Raw genomic sequence first — 14,923 nt, forward strand, 5'->3', positions numbered from 1 at the left:
TTGAACTTAGACGATTCCTTACCTTGATACTCTTGGTTCACGGAGCGCTGTCCCACCGGCCGGCGAGTTGAAGACCCGTCACACGCCCGGATTCGTCTGTTTCGACTCCGTACCACTCGTCCAACGGGGCATCGGTCAGCCAGTTCTCGCTGTCAATCCAATCCGGTCCGCTCGTCGCACGATAGAACGTCTCAAGGACGTCGCGATCCGACACGGGCGTACATTCGACGCCGGTACCCTGGTGCGACGTAATGGCATCCAGCCAGGTCTGAAAGTCCGACTCGACAGGCGCGCACAGTTGCGTGTCCCCGTAGTGGAATTCACGTAGAGGCAGCCGCGCCAATGAGAGCGGCAGCCGGCCGGTAAGCGGATTGTCGCCGATGCGCAATTCCTTCATGCGGGACAGTTCGCCGAGCCGTGAGGGCAGTTGTCCGGTGAGTCCGTTCCGGGTCAGATCCAGCGTCGTCACCCGACCGATGGAATCGGCAGTGACGCCGTACCAATTCTCCAAGGCCTGGTCCTCCAGCCAACCGGCATTGTCCGCCCAGGCTGCGCCGCCCGTCGTTTCGTGCAGCGAGGTGAGTACGGCCACATCCGCCGCGTTACAGTTTGCCGGTCCGCCGTCGAGCTTCTTGCTCCGCAGCCACTCGACAAACGCCGCCGTCCCCGGCGTGCAGAGTTGCGTACTGGAGCCCAAGCTCAATACGCGGAGTTGGCCAAGCTGAAGAAAGCTGCTCGGGATCGGTCCGGACAGATTGTTCCCCCACAGGTACATCTCCGTCAGATTCGCGAGGTTGCCCAGCTCCGGCGGGACCGAACCGTCGAGTGAGTTACCGCCGAGCGACAGGTTGGTCAGACTGGCGAGCTGCCCCAGTTCCGGCGGAATCGGACCCGTCAGGTTGTTGCGCCACAGGGCGATCACCTCCAGGCTGGCCAGATTGCCCAGCTCCGGCGGAATCAGGCCGGAAAGGTCGTTGCCGCCAAGCGACAACTGGGTAAGCCTGGCCAGGTTGCCGAGTTCCTTTGGAATCGAGCCGGTCAGGTCGTTGTTACCGAGCCACAGGCGCGTGAGCCTGGAGAGGTTGCCGAGTTCGGTGGGAATCGGACCGCTCAGTTCGTTGCCCCCGAACCCTCCGGGCGCACCTCCGAGAGACAAGTCGGTCAGATTCGCGAGCTGACCCAATTCAGCCGGGATACGGTCGCTGAGTTTGTTACTGTTGAGGTCCAACCGCTCGAGGTCGGCGAGGTTGCCGAGTTCGGGCGGGATCCGGCCGGTCAGATCGTTGCGGCCGAGATAAAGCTGCCTGAGGTTCCCGAGGTCGCCGAATTCGGGCGGGATCGCACCTGAGAATCGGTTGCGCGTAAGGTTAAGGTACTCCAAGCTCGCCAGGCCGCCCAGTTCAGGCGGAATCGAACGGGTCAGATCGTTGTTGCGGAGATCAAGCTCCCTCAGGCTCCCGAGGTTGCCGAGTTCCGGCGGGATCGAACCGGAGAGGCCGTGCGGGATCCAGACCCGCGTTTCCGAGTCCCAGCGACCTCGGAGTCGCAGCCGGACCACGCGCCCGGAGGCGTCGGTGTCTACGCCGTGCCACTCCCTCAACGGCGCGTCGGTGAGCCAGTTCTCGTTGTCGATCCAGTTCGGCCCGTCCGTCGCTTCGTAGAGGGCCACCAGGGCCACGCGGTCCCCTGCCGACTGCGCCACCGTCACCACCACCGCGGTCGACACGTCGCCCGACGCCGCTGTTACCGTCGTGATTCCGGCGTCCACGGCCATCAGCAGTCCGGCCGAGTCCACGACGACCACCAGCGTGTCGCCGCTCGACCACGACACAACGGCCCCGGCCATCACGCGCCCGGCCTGGTCGCGCACCTCGGCCGCCAGTTGCACCGTCTGCCCGAGCGCCGTGAGCAGCACTGAATCGGGACTGACTGCAATGTCTGTCGGCAATGGAGGCACCACGCTCAGTTCGGCCCCACCCGTCACATCCGACGCCGTGGCCGTCACCACTGCGTCACCCTCGGCAATGGACTCGACCAGCCCCTGGTCGTCCACCCGGGCCACCAGCGTGTCGCTCGATGACCACGAGAACTCGGAATCCGTCACGCCGTGACCGTTCGCGTCGGTTGCCTCGGCCACCAGACGCACCGTGTCCCCGAACGCCACCAGGGTGTCCGCCGCTGGCGACACGACGACCGCGCTCACGACTTGGGCCACCGTCACCGCCGCCGTGCCCGAGGCCGACCCCGATGTTGCCGTGATCGTCGCGCTCCCGTTCCCGGCCGCCGTCACCTGCCCGGACGCGTCCACGGGCGCCACCGAGGCATCGCTGCTCGTCCACGCAACCGCAGCCCCCGCCATCACCTGGCCGTTCTGGTCACGTACCTCGGCGGTGAACCGGGCCGTTTCCTCGAGAGCGGTCAGTGCCGCCGAATCCGGGGTGACCGTTACGGTGGTGGCCATGGGAGTCGGGGGAGGGGCCGGTTCGACAGCGCCATCGCCACAGGACAGCACCAGCATGGTGATCGCGGCAACGGCCATGGCCGGGGTCGCGAAAGCGGTCGCTCGGCTCGTTGGCATCAAACTAGCGCCCCATTGTCGGCGGGAGGGCTCTCCTCAGAAACGAATGCGCAGTCCCAGAATCATGCCGGCATTTCCATTGCGGTCGGGTCCGATGTCCACCAGGGGACTGAGCATCGCACCGCTCCGGCCGGGGATCGGGATCGTCTCCCACTTTTCCCGCAGGAACATCCGTCCCACGACGAGGCCCGCCGCGCCCCCTCCGAGGGCGCCCCACCAGAAGGTATTGCCCTTTATTTCACAGGACTCGTCGCTGAACCAAAGGAACGTGGTTTCCGTGCAGACGACGTCATCGCTCGCGTAAGCCGTCACGAGGCCTCCCACCAGTATTCCGCCCAAAGTCGGAAAGGCCCAGGCGTAGTCGACACAACAGGTCCTTACCTCAAGCATGTCGACTTCCATGTTGGACACGTCCCGGAGTTCCTCCTCCGAAAGCGCCAGGGTGAACCCGGCGTCGCTCGTCTCGACAATGTCGCCTGTCAATATGCTTCCGGCGATGGTCACACGGACACGATTGCCGACATCCTGAGCTGTCAGTGAGCCACAGGCGAAGAGGCACAGGCCGGCGATGATTGCAGCGGCGGATCCGATGGCATCCTGGCATGTCATGCTGATCCTTCCGGTCGTGGCCTTCACCGAAGCGAACAGGCTCGTGTTTCCCGTGGACGTGATAGACGGGCGCGGCCGGCTCAGAAGCGAACCCGCGTCCCCAGAATCATGGTGGTTCCTCCGTAACGGGGCCGCAGGCCCGCCAATGGAGCAAGCGATACCCCGCCGAGATCCCCGTGCGGGATGACCTCCCACCTTTCGGTGAGAACGGTCATTGCCACGGCCAGGCCGGCCGCTCCGCCGATGAGGCCTCCCCACAGCTCGTTGTTGCCCTTTCTGGTACAAGTTTCGGACACGGTAGGGAATGGGAGCAGGATAAACGCCTCCGAGCACGTTTCGTCATTGGTGAACTCTCCCAGAGCCCACCCCAGCAGCAGACCGCCTCCGACGGCGATCAGCCGTGCGCCGTCCATGCAACAGGTTCTCACTTCGAGGCTCTCGACCTGCCCGTACTCGACCTCCTCGACTCGCGTGAATCCGGAGAATGCACCTGTCAGGAGAGTCACCGTGAATCCCGTCTCACTTGCTTCGGTGACATCTCCCGTCAACGTGTCACCGGCGACGACCACGCGGACGCGATCACCCGCGTTCTGGGCAAACACGGAAGTGAAGGTGACCAACAGCAGAACGATCGTCGCGAACGCTGCAGCACGAGCATGTGATGACTTCATGGCTTCCTCCGCTACCTCTGGTTGGCCGACGCCGCCGGAAACACCTGCAGTGGCAGATCGGCGGACCTTGCAAGCTCGTAGCCCCGATGGTAGGCACCCCGGTCGTCGGCGTATCGCCCGGGGGGCAGGCCGGGAAGCGCTCCCAGATCCACCGTCACGGCACCTGTCGTACCGGCCGTCCGGGTGACGGTCACGACCCGGCTCTCCACGCTGCCACGGGCGATCGTGACGCTGTTCCCGCCGTCCATGTTGCCGTTCGCGACGTTGATGGGAAGGATCATCTCGAACGGGGCGCCGGTGTGCACCCTGGCCCTGAAGCGGCCCTCTCCGGCCGATTCGAGCGAAACGACGAGCTGCAGCGGATCCACGGGATTGTCGTGCAGCCAGAGCGAGAACAGGCGGGACATCCCGGCGAACGCTCCCTCCGGCAGGCTGGTCAGGAGATTCTCGGAGAGGTCGAGGCTCCCCAGCGAGCCGAGGCCGGAAAACTCGCCGCCCGAGAGCTCGGTCAGTTGATTCTTCGCCAGATCGAGGAACCACAGCGAAATGAGGTCGGCAAAGACCCCGTCCGGCAGACCGTCGGCCTCCAACCCGTTCTCGTACAGGAAGAGTCGCCTCAGCAGGGGCAATCCGGAAAAGGCCTCTCTGGTGATGCTGCGGAGCTGATTCCGGGCCAGGTGCATTTCTTCCAGCACGGGCATTCCGGCGAACACGCGGTCCGGAAGGCTGGTCAGCCGGTTGCCATTCAGATGGAGGCTCTGAAGCGTCGCCAATCCGATGAACATGCCCTCCTCGAGGCTCGACAGCAGATTGTTCGTCAGCCTCAGTTCCGTCAGCTCCGAAAGCTCGAAGAACGCTGCCCTCGGCAGGGTGATGAGGCGGTTGTTGAACAGCCACAGCGTCTCGAGCGAGCGCAGTCCGGCGAACATCTCGTCCTGGAGAACGGTCAGGGGGTTGTCGGTGATCGTGAGTTCCCTCAGCGAGGACAGCCCGGCGAAGTCGCCCGGCTTGAGCGAGGTGATTCCGCTGCTGCCGAGGTCGATGCGGCCGTCGATGGCGGCCAGATGGGCTTCGGTGACGAGCGCGCAGTCGGAAACGTCGCGGATTCTGCCCAGGATGGCGGCCACGACCTGCTCGGTCCGCCCACAGATGCCCGCGGCCGTGGATTCGACCGATACGAAGATGACCTGCCGGGCCGACAAGCTCCCATCCGTCGCGCTCGCGGTGACCCTCGCCCTCCCCACGGCCACGCCGGAGATGGTCAGGGCGCTGCCGGACACACTAGCCGTCGCGACGGCGGGGTCGTTCGATGACGCCTCATAGGTAAGTTCGTCCCCGTCCGGGTCGCTGAAGTAGAGCGACAGGTTCACCACCGCGGATTCGCCCTCCGCAACGGTCTGGTCGGGGATCGTGCCCACAGCCTCCGGGGCCTGGTTGGCGGGCTCGGGTTCGGTCGGCGCTTCCTCGCCGCCGCAGGCGGTCAGGCAGACTGTGGCGAAGGCCACGACCGAATGGGCCAGGCGGCGCCGGCAAGAGGGGATGGGCGGACTCGAAAAGCGCATGGTCCTGATGACATCGTTGCCGAGGGAAGACTTGCCGCCCGCGATCGCGGCCTTCCGTTCAACGAGCATGTGAAGGGCAGGTGCAGCCCCGCCATTCCCTGTTTTGGGAACCCCGCCCGGTCTCCCGCCGCCGGTTAGCGGGACGAGCCTCGCAAGCCTTCCAGCGACATGATCCGTCGCACGAGCTCGGTTTGCTTGTGAATCCCCTGCTTGCGGTACACCCGCTTGAGGTGCATGCGCACGGTGCTCTGCGCGCAACCCTGCGCGCCCGCGATGTCGGCTATGGTCCGGCCGGCCGCCAGTGCCACGGCCACGCGCGCCTCAGTGCGCGTCAGCCCCAGCACCTCGGCGGCCAGCTCCGGATCGACCCGGGGTCGCCTTGCCGGGTCGACAACGAGCACCAGCGCGCCGACCGCCAGGACCCGGTGGCCCGCGCCCATCCTCCGAACCGGATGGACTTCCACGATCAGCGGAGCTTTGACCTTCCTGCGCGTGACCTTCATCCAGCCGCCGGAGCCATGAACGCGGTACGGAGGTAGAGCCCGCGCCAACAAGCGCTTCAACTGCGCGTCCTCGTCCTTGATGCGGGCAGCCAGCACGCCATCCTCGTCGCAGAGACCATCGCGTTTCAGCAGGATTTCCCGGGCCGGTTCATTCGCCTCCAGGATGCGCCCTCGGCGATCGAGCTGCATGAACCCCGATTGCCGGTTCTCGAGTAGCTCGGCAAGTGATGCGCCCAGCGCCCCGGCGTCCGCCATCGCGCGTCGCACGCGGGCGATCTGACGTATGTGAGGCGCGAGACGCCTGATGAGCCGGATCTGATCGTGCCCCCAGCCTTCGCGCTCGGTGGAGTCGCCGAAGGACAGGACAACCGCCAGCCCGTTCCCTCCGTCGAGCGCCATGAACAGCCCGTCCTGCGTCTTGTGGACGCGCCGAAACTCGTTGTATGTGGCGGACGTTCTCTTCTCCTCGTCGGAATAGAGATGGGACCTGTGGACCAACTCGCGATCGCGAAGTCCGTATAGCCGCGGAATTGCCTCGTCGCGCCAGTAGTAGTCGTGAAAGTACTGCTGCTGAAGATCGTCTCTGCGCTCGCTGCCTACGAAGAACTCGGACAGGTAGATTTCGGGCTCCGCCCCCGAACCGAGATCCACGAACGTCAGGCTATGGCCGTTTGTACGGACCATTTCATGGATGATGGCGGCCCCCGAGACCCAGTCGGCATCCTGCAGCGCCGCCTGATACAGCTTCTCCAGGACACGCTCGAACTGATCTTGCGAAGCCATCTCGCCTCCCTGCGTCACAAGTGGCTGGTCCGACGTCGATGCGCTCGTCCTCACGCCCTGAGGCAGCGCACCTGCAGGGACTCGGGCCCCCGCAGAATGACGCTCGGGCGATAACGCGGACGGTCCCCAAGCAGGCGGATCGACCGGAACCGCTCGAGCAGCATCTCGATTGCGATGCGCCCCTGCAGGCGGGCGAGCGGAGCGCCCAGGCAGTAGTGAATCCCGCTCCCGAACGACAGGTGGGCGCGCGGGTCGCGCCCGAGGTCGAGCCGGTCCGGATTCTCGAACACTTCCGGATCCCGGTTGGTGGCCCCCGTAAGAGCGACGACGTTGTCGCGCTTCCGCAACGGAGAGCCGTTTACCTCGCAGTCGACGAGCACCCGTCGGAAGGCCCAGTACGCCGGCGATGACCATCAGGGGCAGGGGGCGCGCCACGGCCGCCATCAGATCGAACGAAGACAGGTCGCCAATGTCGTCCAGCAGTGTCCCGATTGTACCGCGGATGCGTGATTCGAGCGCGTTGCCCGCCTGGGGGGCGAATGCGTCGCGGACGCGAGCTCGGAGCCGCGTGTGGTCCGGCGGGTCCAGAACCAGCATCGAGAACTCGTGCGCGGGCGACAGCATGACGCGCTGAAGGGGCGAGAGCGTGTCCTCGCGCGGGTCGTTGCCGAAGCGTCGGTGGTCGCGCAGGATGAGCTCCACATCGGCATGGCGCGTGAACACCCAGGCGTTCAACAATCGGCTGCGGTGCACCGGCGCCCTGGCGCGGAGGGCCGCCAGGGCGGGGTACGGATCCCGCACGGTCCGGGGTGAGAGCGGGTTGTATGCAATCCCGTGCTTCCAGCGCTCGGGCAGGACCAGCGCGCCGGCAACCGCCGATTGTACCGCGTGGGGAACTCGGAACATTCCTCTAATCTAGAGGAATTGATATGTTTAAAACGTGTACAGATGTATTAATTTTATGTTGATTTCATGTCTTATGTGGGAGAGGGAGACGCCGCGTGAATGATGTCAACGAACTCAGACGCCGGAACAGGGAATTGCGGGACCGGTTCGTTCGGCTCAGCAGTGCCGTCCTGCGCATCAACTCAAGCCTCGACCTGGCCAACGTGCTGCAGGAGGTCGTCGACAGCGCCCGCGCGCTGACCGCCGCGCGCCTGGGCGTAATCACGACGGTCGACAAGCAGGGGCAGCTTCGGGACTTCCTGACCTCCGGCTTCGCTCTCGACAAGCAGAGGACGATGACGGCGTGGCCCGATGGGCTGCGGCTCTTCGAGCATCTTCGGGACCATCTGGAGCCATTTCGGCTTTCCGACTTCCCCGGTCACCTCCGGTCGCGCGGTTTCCACCCGACGCCGTGGATTCCGAGGACGATTCAGGGAGCGCCGATGCACCACCGGGGCGAGCATCTCGGTCACTTCTTCCTCGGGGAGAAGAGAAACGGCGAGGCGTTCACGGCCGAAGACGAGGAGATTCTCACCCTCTTCGCCTCGCAGGCGGCCACGGCGATCGCGAATGCCCGCACCCACCGCGATGTCGAGCGGGCCCGCGCCGACCTGGAGGCCCTGGTGGAAACCACGCCGGTGGGCGTGGCGGTGTTCGACGCAAAGACGGGGCGTGTGATGTCGCTGAACCGGGAAGCGCAGCGGATCGGCGAGCAGATCCGCACCCCGGGCTGTCCGCCGGAGCAGCTCCTGGAGGTGATGACGTGCCGGCACGCCGACGGGCGGGAGTACTCGCTCGCGGAGCTCCCGCTGGCCCGGCAGCTCGAGGGCGCCAGGACGACGCGCGCCGAAGAGATCGAGCTTTCAGTGCCCGACGGCCGGAGCGTGCGGACGCTCGTCAACGCGACCCCGATCCATTCCGAGTCGGGGGAGGTCGTCTCGGTCGTGGTCACGTTGCAGGATCTGGCGCCGCTCGACGAACTGGAGCGGCAGCGGGCGGACTTCCTCAGCATGGTGAGCCACGAGCTCCGCGCCCCGCTCACCTCCATCAAGGGTTCGGCCGCAACCGTGCTCGAGGCCTCTCCGGTCCCGTCCCGGGCCGAGATGCTGCAGTTCTTCCGCCTCATCAACGGCCAGGCCAACCACATGAGGGGCCTCATCGCGAACCTGCTGGACGCGGGAAGCATCGAGGCAGGCACGCTCACCGTAGCACCCGAGCCCTCCAACGTGGCCTCGCTCGTGGATCAGGCCCGGACCACCTTCTTGAGCGGTGGAGGCCGGCACCCGGTCCTCATCGACCTTCCGCCGGACCTTCCGCGGGCGATGGCCGACCCCGAGCGCATCGTACAGGTGCTCATCAATCTCTTCGCCAACGCGGGGCGGTACGCCCCGGAGTCGTCGCCGATCCGGGTGGAGGCGGCGCGCGACGGCACGCACCTCTCGGTATCGGTCTCGGACGAGGGACGGGGGATCGCGCCCGAGCGGCTCCCGCACCTCTTCCAGAAGCGCGTCGGCCTTGCCGGAGGCACCGGGCTGGGGCTGGCGATCTGCAAAGGCATCGTGGAAGCACATGGCGGACGGATTCGCGCCGAAAGCGGAGGCCCGGGCATGGGCGCGCGCTTCACCTTCACCCTCCCGGTGGCCGGGGACGCGACGGCCGATTCCCGAGACAGCTACAGGCGGCCGGCCTCCGAGCGACACGAGTCCACGCGCGTACTCGTGGTCGACGACGACCCGCTGATGCTGCGCTTCGTCCGCGACGGTCTGGCAACGGCCGGCTACGCCGCGGTGATGACGGGCGACCCGCAGGAGCTGTCGCACCTGATCCTGACCGAGCAGCCCGACCTTGTGCTTCTCGACCTGATCCTTCCCGGCACGGACGGCATCGAATTGATGGAGCGGACCTCGGAGCTCGCCGACCTGCCGGTCATCTTCATCTCCGGCTACCGCAGGGACGAGACCATCGCGAAGGCGCTTGAACTCGGGGCGGCCGACTACATCGTCAAGCCCTTTTCGCCGACGGAACTCGTGGCCAGGGTCCGGGCGGCGCTGCGCCGGCAGGCCCAGCCCACGCCCTTCGTACTGGACCAACTCAACATCGAATACGACCAGCGCCGGGTCACCATGGCAGGCCGCGAGGTCAAGCTGACCGCGACGGAGTACGAGCTGCTGCGCGTGCTGTCGCGCAACGCCGGGCGAGTGGTCACCTACAACCGGCTGCTGCGCCAGGTGTGGGGCCGGCGCGGCGGGGGCAACCCGGGCCCGGTGCGCACCTTTGCGAAGAAGCTCCGCCAGAAACTCGGCGACGACGCGGCCAACCCGACCTACATCCTGACCGAGCGCGGGGTCGGCTACCGCATGGGCGGCTAGCGGACTCATTTCACCATGGTCTCGCCCGGTTGCAACGGCGAGATTCACGGGCGCTGCGCTGCCGGCCCCGTTCCGTGGCGGTTTCGGGCGTTGCGCGCCAGATTCGGGGAACGCGACGACGCGGCCAAGGGGAGAAAAAAGGTGGACGAAAAGGCTCTCGAGGCGATCAGGCGGGTGATCCGGGAAGAAGTGCCGCCGATGATTCGGGAAGAAGTTCGGCCGATCATCCGCGAGGAGGTTCGGCCGATCATTCAGGAGGAAGTTCGGCCGATCATCCGGGAGGAAGTTCGACCTCTGATTCAGGAAGAAGTTCGGCCGATGTTTCGGGAGGAACTTCAGCCGATCGAGAAGCGATTGGATCGCCTGGAGTGCAAGACCGATGCGATCCACCGCGACCTGATGACGTTGAGAGTTGAGTTGCGCGGTGTGATCGACCCCGATTTCCCGTCCCTGCTCGCCACCCAGGAGTGATGACTCCGAAAGGGTGAATGCCTGGAGCCCCTACCGGGTATAGATCAACAACACGCCGTTCTCGGCCGTGCGTCCATAGCGAGCAAGCGCGTCAAGCGGGGGCATGAACTGCATGTGAGAGATATCGCTCGGTAACACGAGAGACCGGAGGTCACCTGGATCGGGCATATGTATATCGTCCACGTACACGGCGATTTGTTGGCATCCTCGAGTATTCCTTCATCGAGTCCGCTCCACGCAAGGCGCCCCTCGCCCGTAGACGATCCTGATGCTCGGTATCATATGCTCGATCAGATAAAGGGCATCGACAGCTTGTGGCCGCATTTCATCCACTTCCGACGGCGTGATCCCCTCGAACCGGCTGGCGAAGGGATTCCCGATTCGCGCGATCTCCGCGTCGCGGAGGGCATTCCGGTCGCGCGTTCCGGTGACCGTGATCGGGTTCAGCGGGATTGCCTGTTCGGAGAGCGCGATGCGCAGTCCGAGCGCGTGTCGGAGAAAAGTGAGCGAGTCCGCGCGGAAGGCGTACCCTATCTGGTTGGACTCCAACACATGGTTCCCGGGCGGGACATCGAGGAAGCTGAACTTGCCTTCGGCGTTGGTGACGGTGGAGAAGCGGGTGCCGGAGAGAGCCACCCACACCCCCTCCAGCGGCTGCTGAGTGGCGTTGTCCAGCACCGTGCCCATGATGGTGACCGGGTCGGAGACCGGGACCGTCAAATCCATGAACTGCGGGCCGGGACCGGGGATGGGCACCGGTACACCTTCGTTGGTGCCGAAGATGGCGCGCAGCGTCAGTCCCCTCGTGGACGGCAGCTTGCACAGGCGGTACTCTCCGCCGATCTGCGCGTGCGTCTCGGTGAGGACCGTGCCGCCGGACGACACCGCCTCGATGCGCGCACCCGTTAGCGGGGATCCGGTAACCGAATTCGTAACGATGCCGGAGACGTGGGTGTCGCCGCTCCCCGGCTCGCCGATGCAGGCTGCGAGCAGGATGCGCTCGTCGTTCTGGGCCTGGAGCGCGTGGGGCCAGGTGAGCGCGAGAAGCGCTGGCCAGAGGAGAATCGTCCAGCGGGCTGGACATCCCGGGGCTCGCGGGGCTCGGCCGCTAAACACCTACAGCAGCGACAGCAGCAGATTCACTGTCAGCGATCCCCCCACGTCCCGCACGTACTGCCCTCCGCCTGCCGCGGCCACGCTCTGCAGAAACGCTTCCGCCTCGGCATTCGGCGCGCCCGTGGTGTTGATATAGACGGTCGAGACCTGGTGGCCGCTCTGTTGGGCGACGTTGGCCGCGGTCGCGATGGACGCGTTGACTTCTTCCGGGTAGGCCGGGTAGTCCGTCACCATGACGATCACGCGGCGCTGAGCCTCCGGCCGTGCCGGCATCCGGGTCGCCTCCGTGAGCGCCTGCAAGAAGGCTTCCTGGGGATCGAGGTTCATCCCGCCTCCCAGGCCCATCATCACGTTGAGACCGTTCACGAAGCCGCGAAACGCGGCTCGATTGAGCGTCGGTCCAGAGATCTGGCGCAGCGGAAAGATGGTCAGCGGCCGCTCCCAGGACCTGTCTCCGAAGGCGACCATGCCGATGCCCAGGCTGGGCGATAGCTGGCTCAGCAGGTCGCTCAACTGTCCGACCTCCGTCTTGAGCGACGCCACCTGCCGACCCATGCTGCTGGTCACGTCCAACACGATGATCAGGTCCAGGTGGGGAAACTGGTACATGGCGGGTGGAGCCGCCGGGCACACGAGCGCCTCGGCCGATGGGTCCGGCGTCGGACAGATCGGACACTGCAGGGGAGCCTGAACCGGGCACTCCATCGGCTCCGTGGCCGGTACCGTCGGGCAAACCGGACACGACAGCGGCTCGGGGGCCGTGATCGACGCCAGGGAGGGGCAAACGGGGCACGCCGGCGCCTCGGTTGTCGGGGCCGCGGCGACCACCTGGGGCGGCGGCGGCGAGGCGGTGGGCGCAGTCGTCTGCGAAGCGCCGGTGATGTAGGGGAAGATGATGACCGAAATGAGAATGAAGGCGCCGAGCGCCGACGCAAACAGGTCGAGGGACGACATTCCGAAGACGCTGAGTTCCCGATTCCGTCGTTTCATCGCCTATGTCCTCCCTTCTTCCCGCAACCGCGTGACCAGGTTGAGCAGGCAGTACTGGCCCACCTGGTTGAGCGCGCCTTCCTCGCGCTCCTGTAACACATGCAACGCGAACATCAGCACCGCCGACTGAAGGAGGGCGAGCAGCGTCGTGTAGAAGGCCACCCCCAGATCGCCGGTGATCTGCTGCATCATCTCGGGCCCCATTCCGACCCCGGTGATGCCTGCCCCCGCGAACATGATCCCCGCCGAACGCATGGCGAACGCGATCCCCAGCACCGTGCCCATGAACCCGAGCGTCGGAATGAGCCAGACGACGTAGCGGAGCATGTTGTACCGCATCTCGACCTCGTGCTGGTACAGCTCGAGCGACAGGTTGATGGTCGAATGCACCTGATCGATGGAACCGCTGCTTCGGAACTGAAGAAGCGCGCCCGTCAGCAGCCGCTGGAGTACGTGCCGGCGTTCCGGGTCGGACTGGTGCACCCGCCGCAGAATCGGAGCCAGGTCGGCCTGCCGAAGGACCGTGTTGTCCTCCTCCGGCAGCAATCCGAGCAACATCTGATTTCGCTCCCGTTGCCCCGCCAGGTGACGGACCACCAGCTCGCCGGCCGCAACGCAGAAGGCGAGCCACATGATGTTCTGGATGGTGAACGGATACGGGAAGATGTTGGTGTTGCGGTCGATCAGCAGGTCGGCGGCGACGCTGTCGTCTCCCGCCGGAAACACGTAGGAGAGCACCCCCACGAGTACGATGCCCGCCATGAGGGAACCGAAGAACGCGACGGCCCGAAACGGAATGCGGTCATCGGCCTTTGCGTTCGGCCCGATCTCGGCGCTCATTGCACGATGCAGGTTCTCAGGATGACGCCGTCGCGCTGCGGGTTGATGGTCGACTCGAAGCGGGAAAGTCCCCTGGGGATACAGCCGGTAAGCCGGTTGTTGCTGAGCGACAGCCTCTCGAGGTCGGATAGCCGCTGGAGGGCCGGCGGGATCTCCCCGGTCAACTCATTGTCGTTCAGCAGGAGCGCTTCGATGTTGCGCAGAGCCGCCAGCTCGGGGGGGATCTCCCCCGACAGCCCGTTGCGCGACAGCCGCAACCGCGCGAGCCTGGGCAGGCTTCCCAGTTCCGGAGGGATGGGGCCGACCAGCCGGTTGTCGTCCAGAAAGAGGTCCTCCAGCGCGGTGAGCCGCCCGAGTTCACGGGGAATCGGACCCGAAAGCTGGTTGCCGTCCAGATAAAGGACCTCGAGCGCCGGGAGGGCTGCCAGCTCCCGGGGGACTACTCCAGTCAGGTAGTTGTCGCTGAGGCGGATGAAGTCGAGATCCTGCAGACGGGCGACCATCGTGGGAATCGTGCCGCTGAGCCCCTGGTTGGCCAGATCGATCCCGGTGACGCGGCTGCCGGAGAAGATGAGTCCCGTCCAACGAACCCAGTTCTCGTTCGGGTGCCAGTTGAGTCGTCCGGTCGTCCCTGAAAGCGCGCTTCCGAACATCATGAGCAGGCTGCTGGGACCGAGCTCCGCTTCCGCCCGCGCCTGAGCCTGCCGCTGGGCTTCCGCCAGGCGCTGGGCCTCGGCCAGCAGTTCGGCTTCGCGTCTTTCGGCCTCGGCGCGGCGCTCTTCCTCGGCGCAGCGCTCCTCGGCCAGGCGCTCCTCCTCCGCAAGCCGCTCGGCCTCCAGGCGTTCCGCTTCGGCCCGCTGGCGCTCGGCCTCCAGGCGGCTGAGTTCCGCCTCCCGCTCCAGCTCCGCCGCCCGGATCTCCGCCTCGCGCCGCTCGATTTCGGAACGCTGCTGGGCTGCGGCGAGCCGTCGTGCCTCCGCGAGCCGTTGCGCGGCCAGCCGTTCCGCCTCCTCGGCCCTCCGCCGCGCCTGCTCCAGCGCCGCCGCCTCGGCTTGCTGCGCCTGCCGGGCAGCTTCCGCCGCCTCGACGCGCGCGATCTCGGCCTGGCGTTCGGCGGCCTCGCCCAGGGGAAGGAGCTCCGCCACGCTGGCCCGATCGAGGTAGCCGGTCGCAGCCAGTCCGTTGGCCGACTGCCACTCGCGCAGGCCGGTGCGAGCCTCTTCCTCCAGCACGCCGTCGGCATCTCCCGAGTGGAAGCCCTCGGCGATCAGATCGGCCTCCACGGAGGCGATCGTCTGCGGTGAGAGGTCGAGCTGCGTCTCGGCGGCCAGAGCCCGCTCCTCCGGGGTCATGGCCGTATTGCGAGAAACAACGACCACCACGGCCGTCCCGGCCAGGATCGCGGTCACGCCAAGGCCGTAGAAGAGACGGCGCCGGTTCACGTGCCGGGCCTCAAGTCAAGCTGTCCACCATCCATCGGCAGGAA

The 14,923-nt window shown here is 66.1% G+C and carries 12 protein-coding genes; 2 read left to right on the forward strand and 10 right to left on the reverse strand.

The window, feature by feature from the left end:
* Window positions 1-37: 37 nt before the first annotated feature.
* The 6 genes from OXU32_14160 to OXU32_14185 form a co-directional block, all read right to left on the reverse strand.
* Complete coding sequence (locus tag OXU32_14160) at window positions 38-2,578, reverse strand: leucine-rich repeat domain-containing protein (protein MDE0075097.1); 2,541 nt, start codon at window positions 2,576-2,578, stop codon at window positions 38-40.
* Between the two features lie 36 nt (window positions 2,579-2,614).
* A complete protein-coding gene (locus OXU32_14165; protein ID MDE0075098.1) occupies window positions 2,615-3,061 on the reverse strand; it encodes a hypothetical protein in 447 nt (148 codons plus the stop codon).
* Between the two features lie 206 nt (window positions 3,062-3,267).
* Window positions 3,268-3,858, reverse strand: a complete 591-nt coding sequence (locus OXU32_14170) for a hypothetical protein (protein ID MDE0075099.1) — start codon at window positions 3,856-3,858, stop codon at window positions 3,268-3,270.
* A gap of 11 nt (window positions 3,859-3,869) precedes the next feature.
* Entirely contained in the window at window positions 3,870-5,489 is a 1,620-nt protein-coding gene (locus OXU32_14175; protein MDE0075100.1) for a leucine-rich repeat protein, read from the reverse strand.
* A gap of 65 nt (window positions 5,490-5,554) precedes the next feature.
* Window positions 5,555-6,706 (reverse strand): LuxR C-terminal-related transcriptional regulator, encoded by a 1,152-nt coding sequence (locus OXU32_14180; protein ID MDE0075101.1) that lies wholly within the window; start codon window positions 6,704-6,706, stop codon window positions 5,555-5,557.
* Between the two features lie 50 nt (window positions 6,707-6,756).
* Window positions 6,757-7,086 (reverse strand): cytochrome P450, encoded by a 330-nt coding sequence (locus OXU32_14185; GenBank protein MDE0075102.1) that lies wholly within the window; start codon window positions 7,084-7,086, stop codon window positions 6,757-6,759.
* 621 nt (window positions 7,087-7,707) lie between these two features.
* On the opposite strand from OXU32_14185, the gene OXU32_14190 reads away from it, so the two are divergent.
* Together OXU32_14190 and OXU32_14195 are read left to right on the forward strand one after the other, a co-directional pair.
* The gene (locus tag OXU32_14190) at window positions 7,708-10,020 is read left to right on the forward strand and encodes a response regulator (protein MDE0075103.1); all 2,313 of its coding nucleotides are present in this window, start codon (window positions 7,708-7,710) and stop codon (window positions 10,018-10,020) included.
* A gap of 141 nt (window positions 10,021-10,161) precedes the next feature.
* Window positions 10,162-10,491 (forward strand): hypothetical protein, encoded by a 330-nt coding sequence (locus OXU32_14195; GenBank protein MDE0075104.1) that lies wholly within the window; start codon window positions 10,162-10,164, stop codon window positions 10,489-10,491.
* 219 nt (window positions 10,492-10,710) lie between these two features.
* On the opposite strand, the gene OXU32_14200 is transcribed toward OXU32_14195, so the two are convergent.
* Genes OXU32_14200 through OXU32_14215 form a run of 4 tightly spaced genes read right to left on the reverse strand, consistent with a single transcriptional unit; the run spans window position 10,711 to window position 14,879 of the window.
* Window positions 10,711-11,607, reverse strand: coding sequence for a carboxypeptidase-like regulatory domain-containing protein (locus OXU32_14200; protein ID MDE0075105.1), 897 nt, complete (start codon window positions 11,605-11,607; stop codon window positions 10,711-10,713).
* Complete coding sequence (locus tag OXU32_14205) at window positions 11,608-12,597, reverse strand: VWA domain-containing protein (GenBank protein ID MDE0075106.1); 990 nt, start codon at window positions 12,595-12,597, stop codon at window positions 11,608-11,610.
* 3 nt (window positions 12,598-12,600) lie between these two features.
* Window positions 12,601-13,437, reverse strand: coding sequence for a MotA/TolQ/ExbB proton channel family protein (locus tag OXU32_14210; GenBank protein MDE0075107.1), 837 nt, complete (start codon window positions 13,435-13,437; stop codon window positions 12,601-12,603).
* On the reverse strand, window positions 13,434-14,879 hold the full coding sequence (locus OXU32_14215) for a peptidoglycan-binding protein (protein ID MDE0075108.1): 1,446 nt from the start codon (window positions 14,877-14,879) through the stop codon (window positions 13,434-13,436). Before OXU32_14215 ends, OXU32_14210 begins: the two co-directional genes overlap by 4 nt.
* Between the last annotated feature and the right edge of the window lie 44 nt (window positions 14,880-14,923).

This window comes from Gammaproteobacteria bacterium (assembly GCA_028819075.1).
Lineage (GTDB): Bacteria > Gemmatimonadota > Gemmatimonadetes > Longimicrobiales > Gaopeijiaceae > BD2-11.

Bases quoted from the DNA above. Each gene is read 5' to 3' on its own strand.
- OXU32_14160 (MDE0075097.1), bottom strand. From the start codon at position 2,578: ATGCCAACGAGCCGAGCGACCGCTTTCGCGACCCCGGCCATGGCCGTT.
- OXU32_14170 (MDE0075099.1), bottom strand. From the start codon at position 3,858: ATGAAGTCATCACATGCTCGTGCTGCAGCGTTCGCGACGATCGTTCTG.
- OXU32_14175 (MDE0075100.1), bottom strand. From the start codon at position 5,489: ATGCTCGTTGAACGGAAGGCCGCGATCGCGGGCGGCAAGTCTTCCCTC.
- OXU32_14180 (MDE0075101.1), bottom strand. From the start codon at position 6,706: ATGGCTTCGCAAGATCAGTTCGAGCGTGTCCTGGAGAAGCTGTATCAG.
- OXU32_14205 (MDE0075106.1), bottom strand. From the start codon at position 12,597: ATGAAACGACGGAATCGGGAACTCAGCGTCTTCGGAATGTCGTCCCTC.
- OXU32_14210 (MDE0075107.1), bottom strand. From the start codon at position 13,437: ATGAGCGCCGAGATCGGGCCGAACGCAAAGGCCGATGACCGCATTCCG.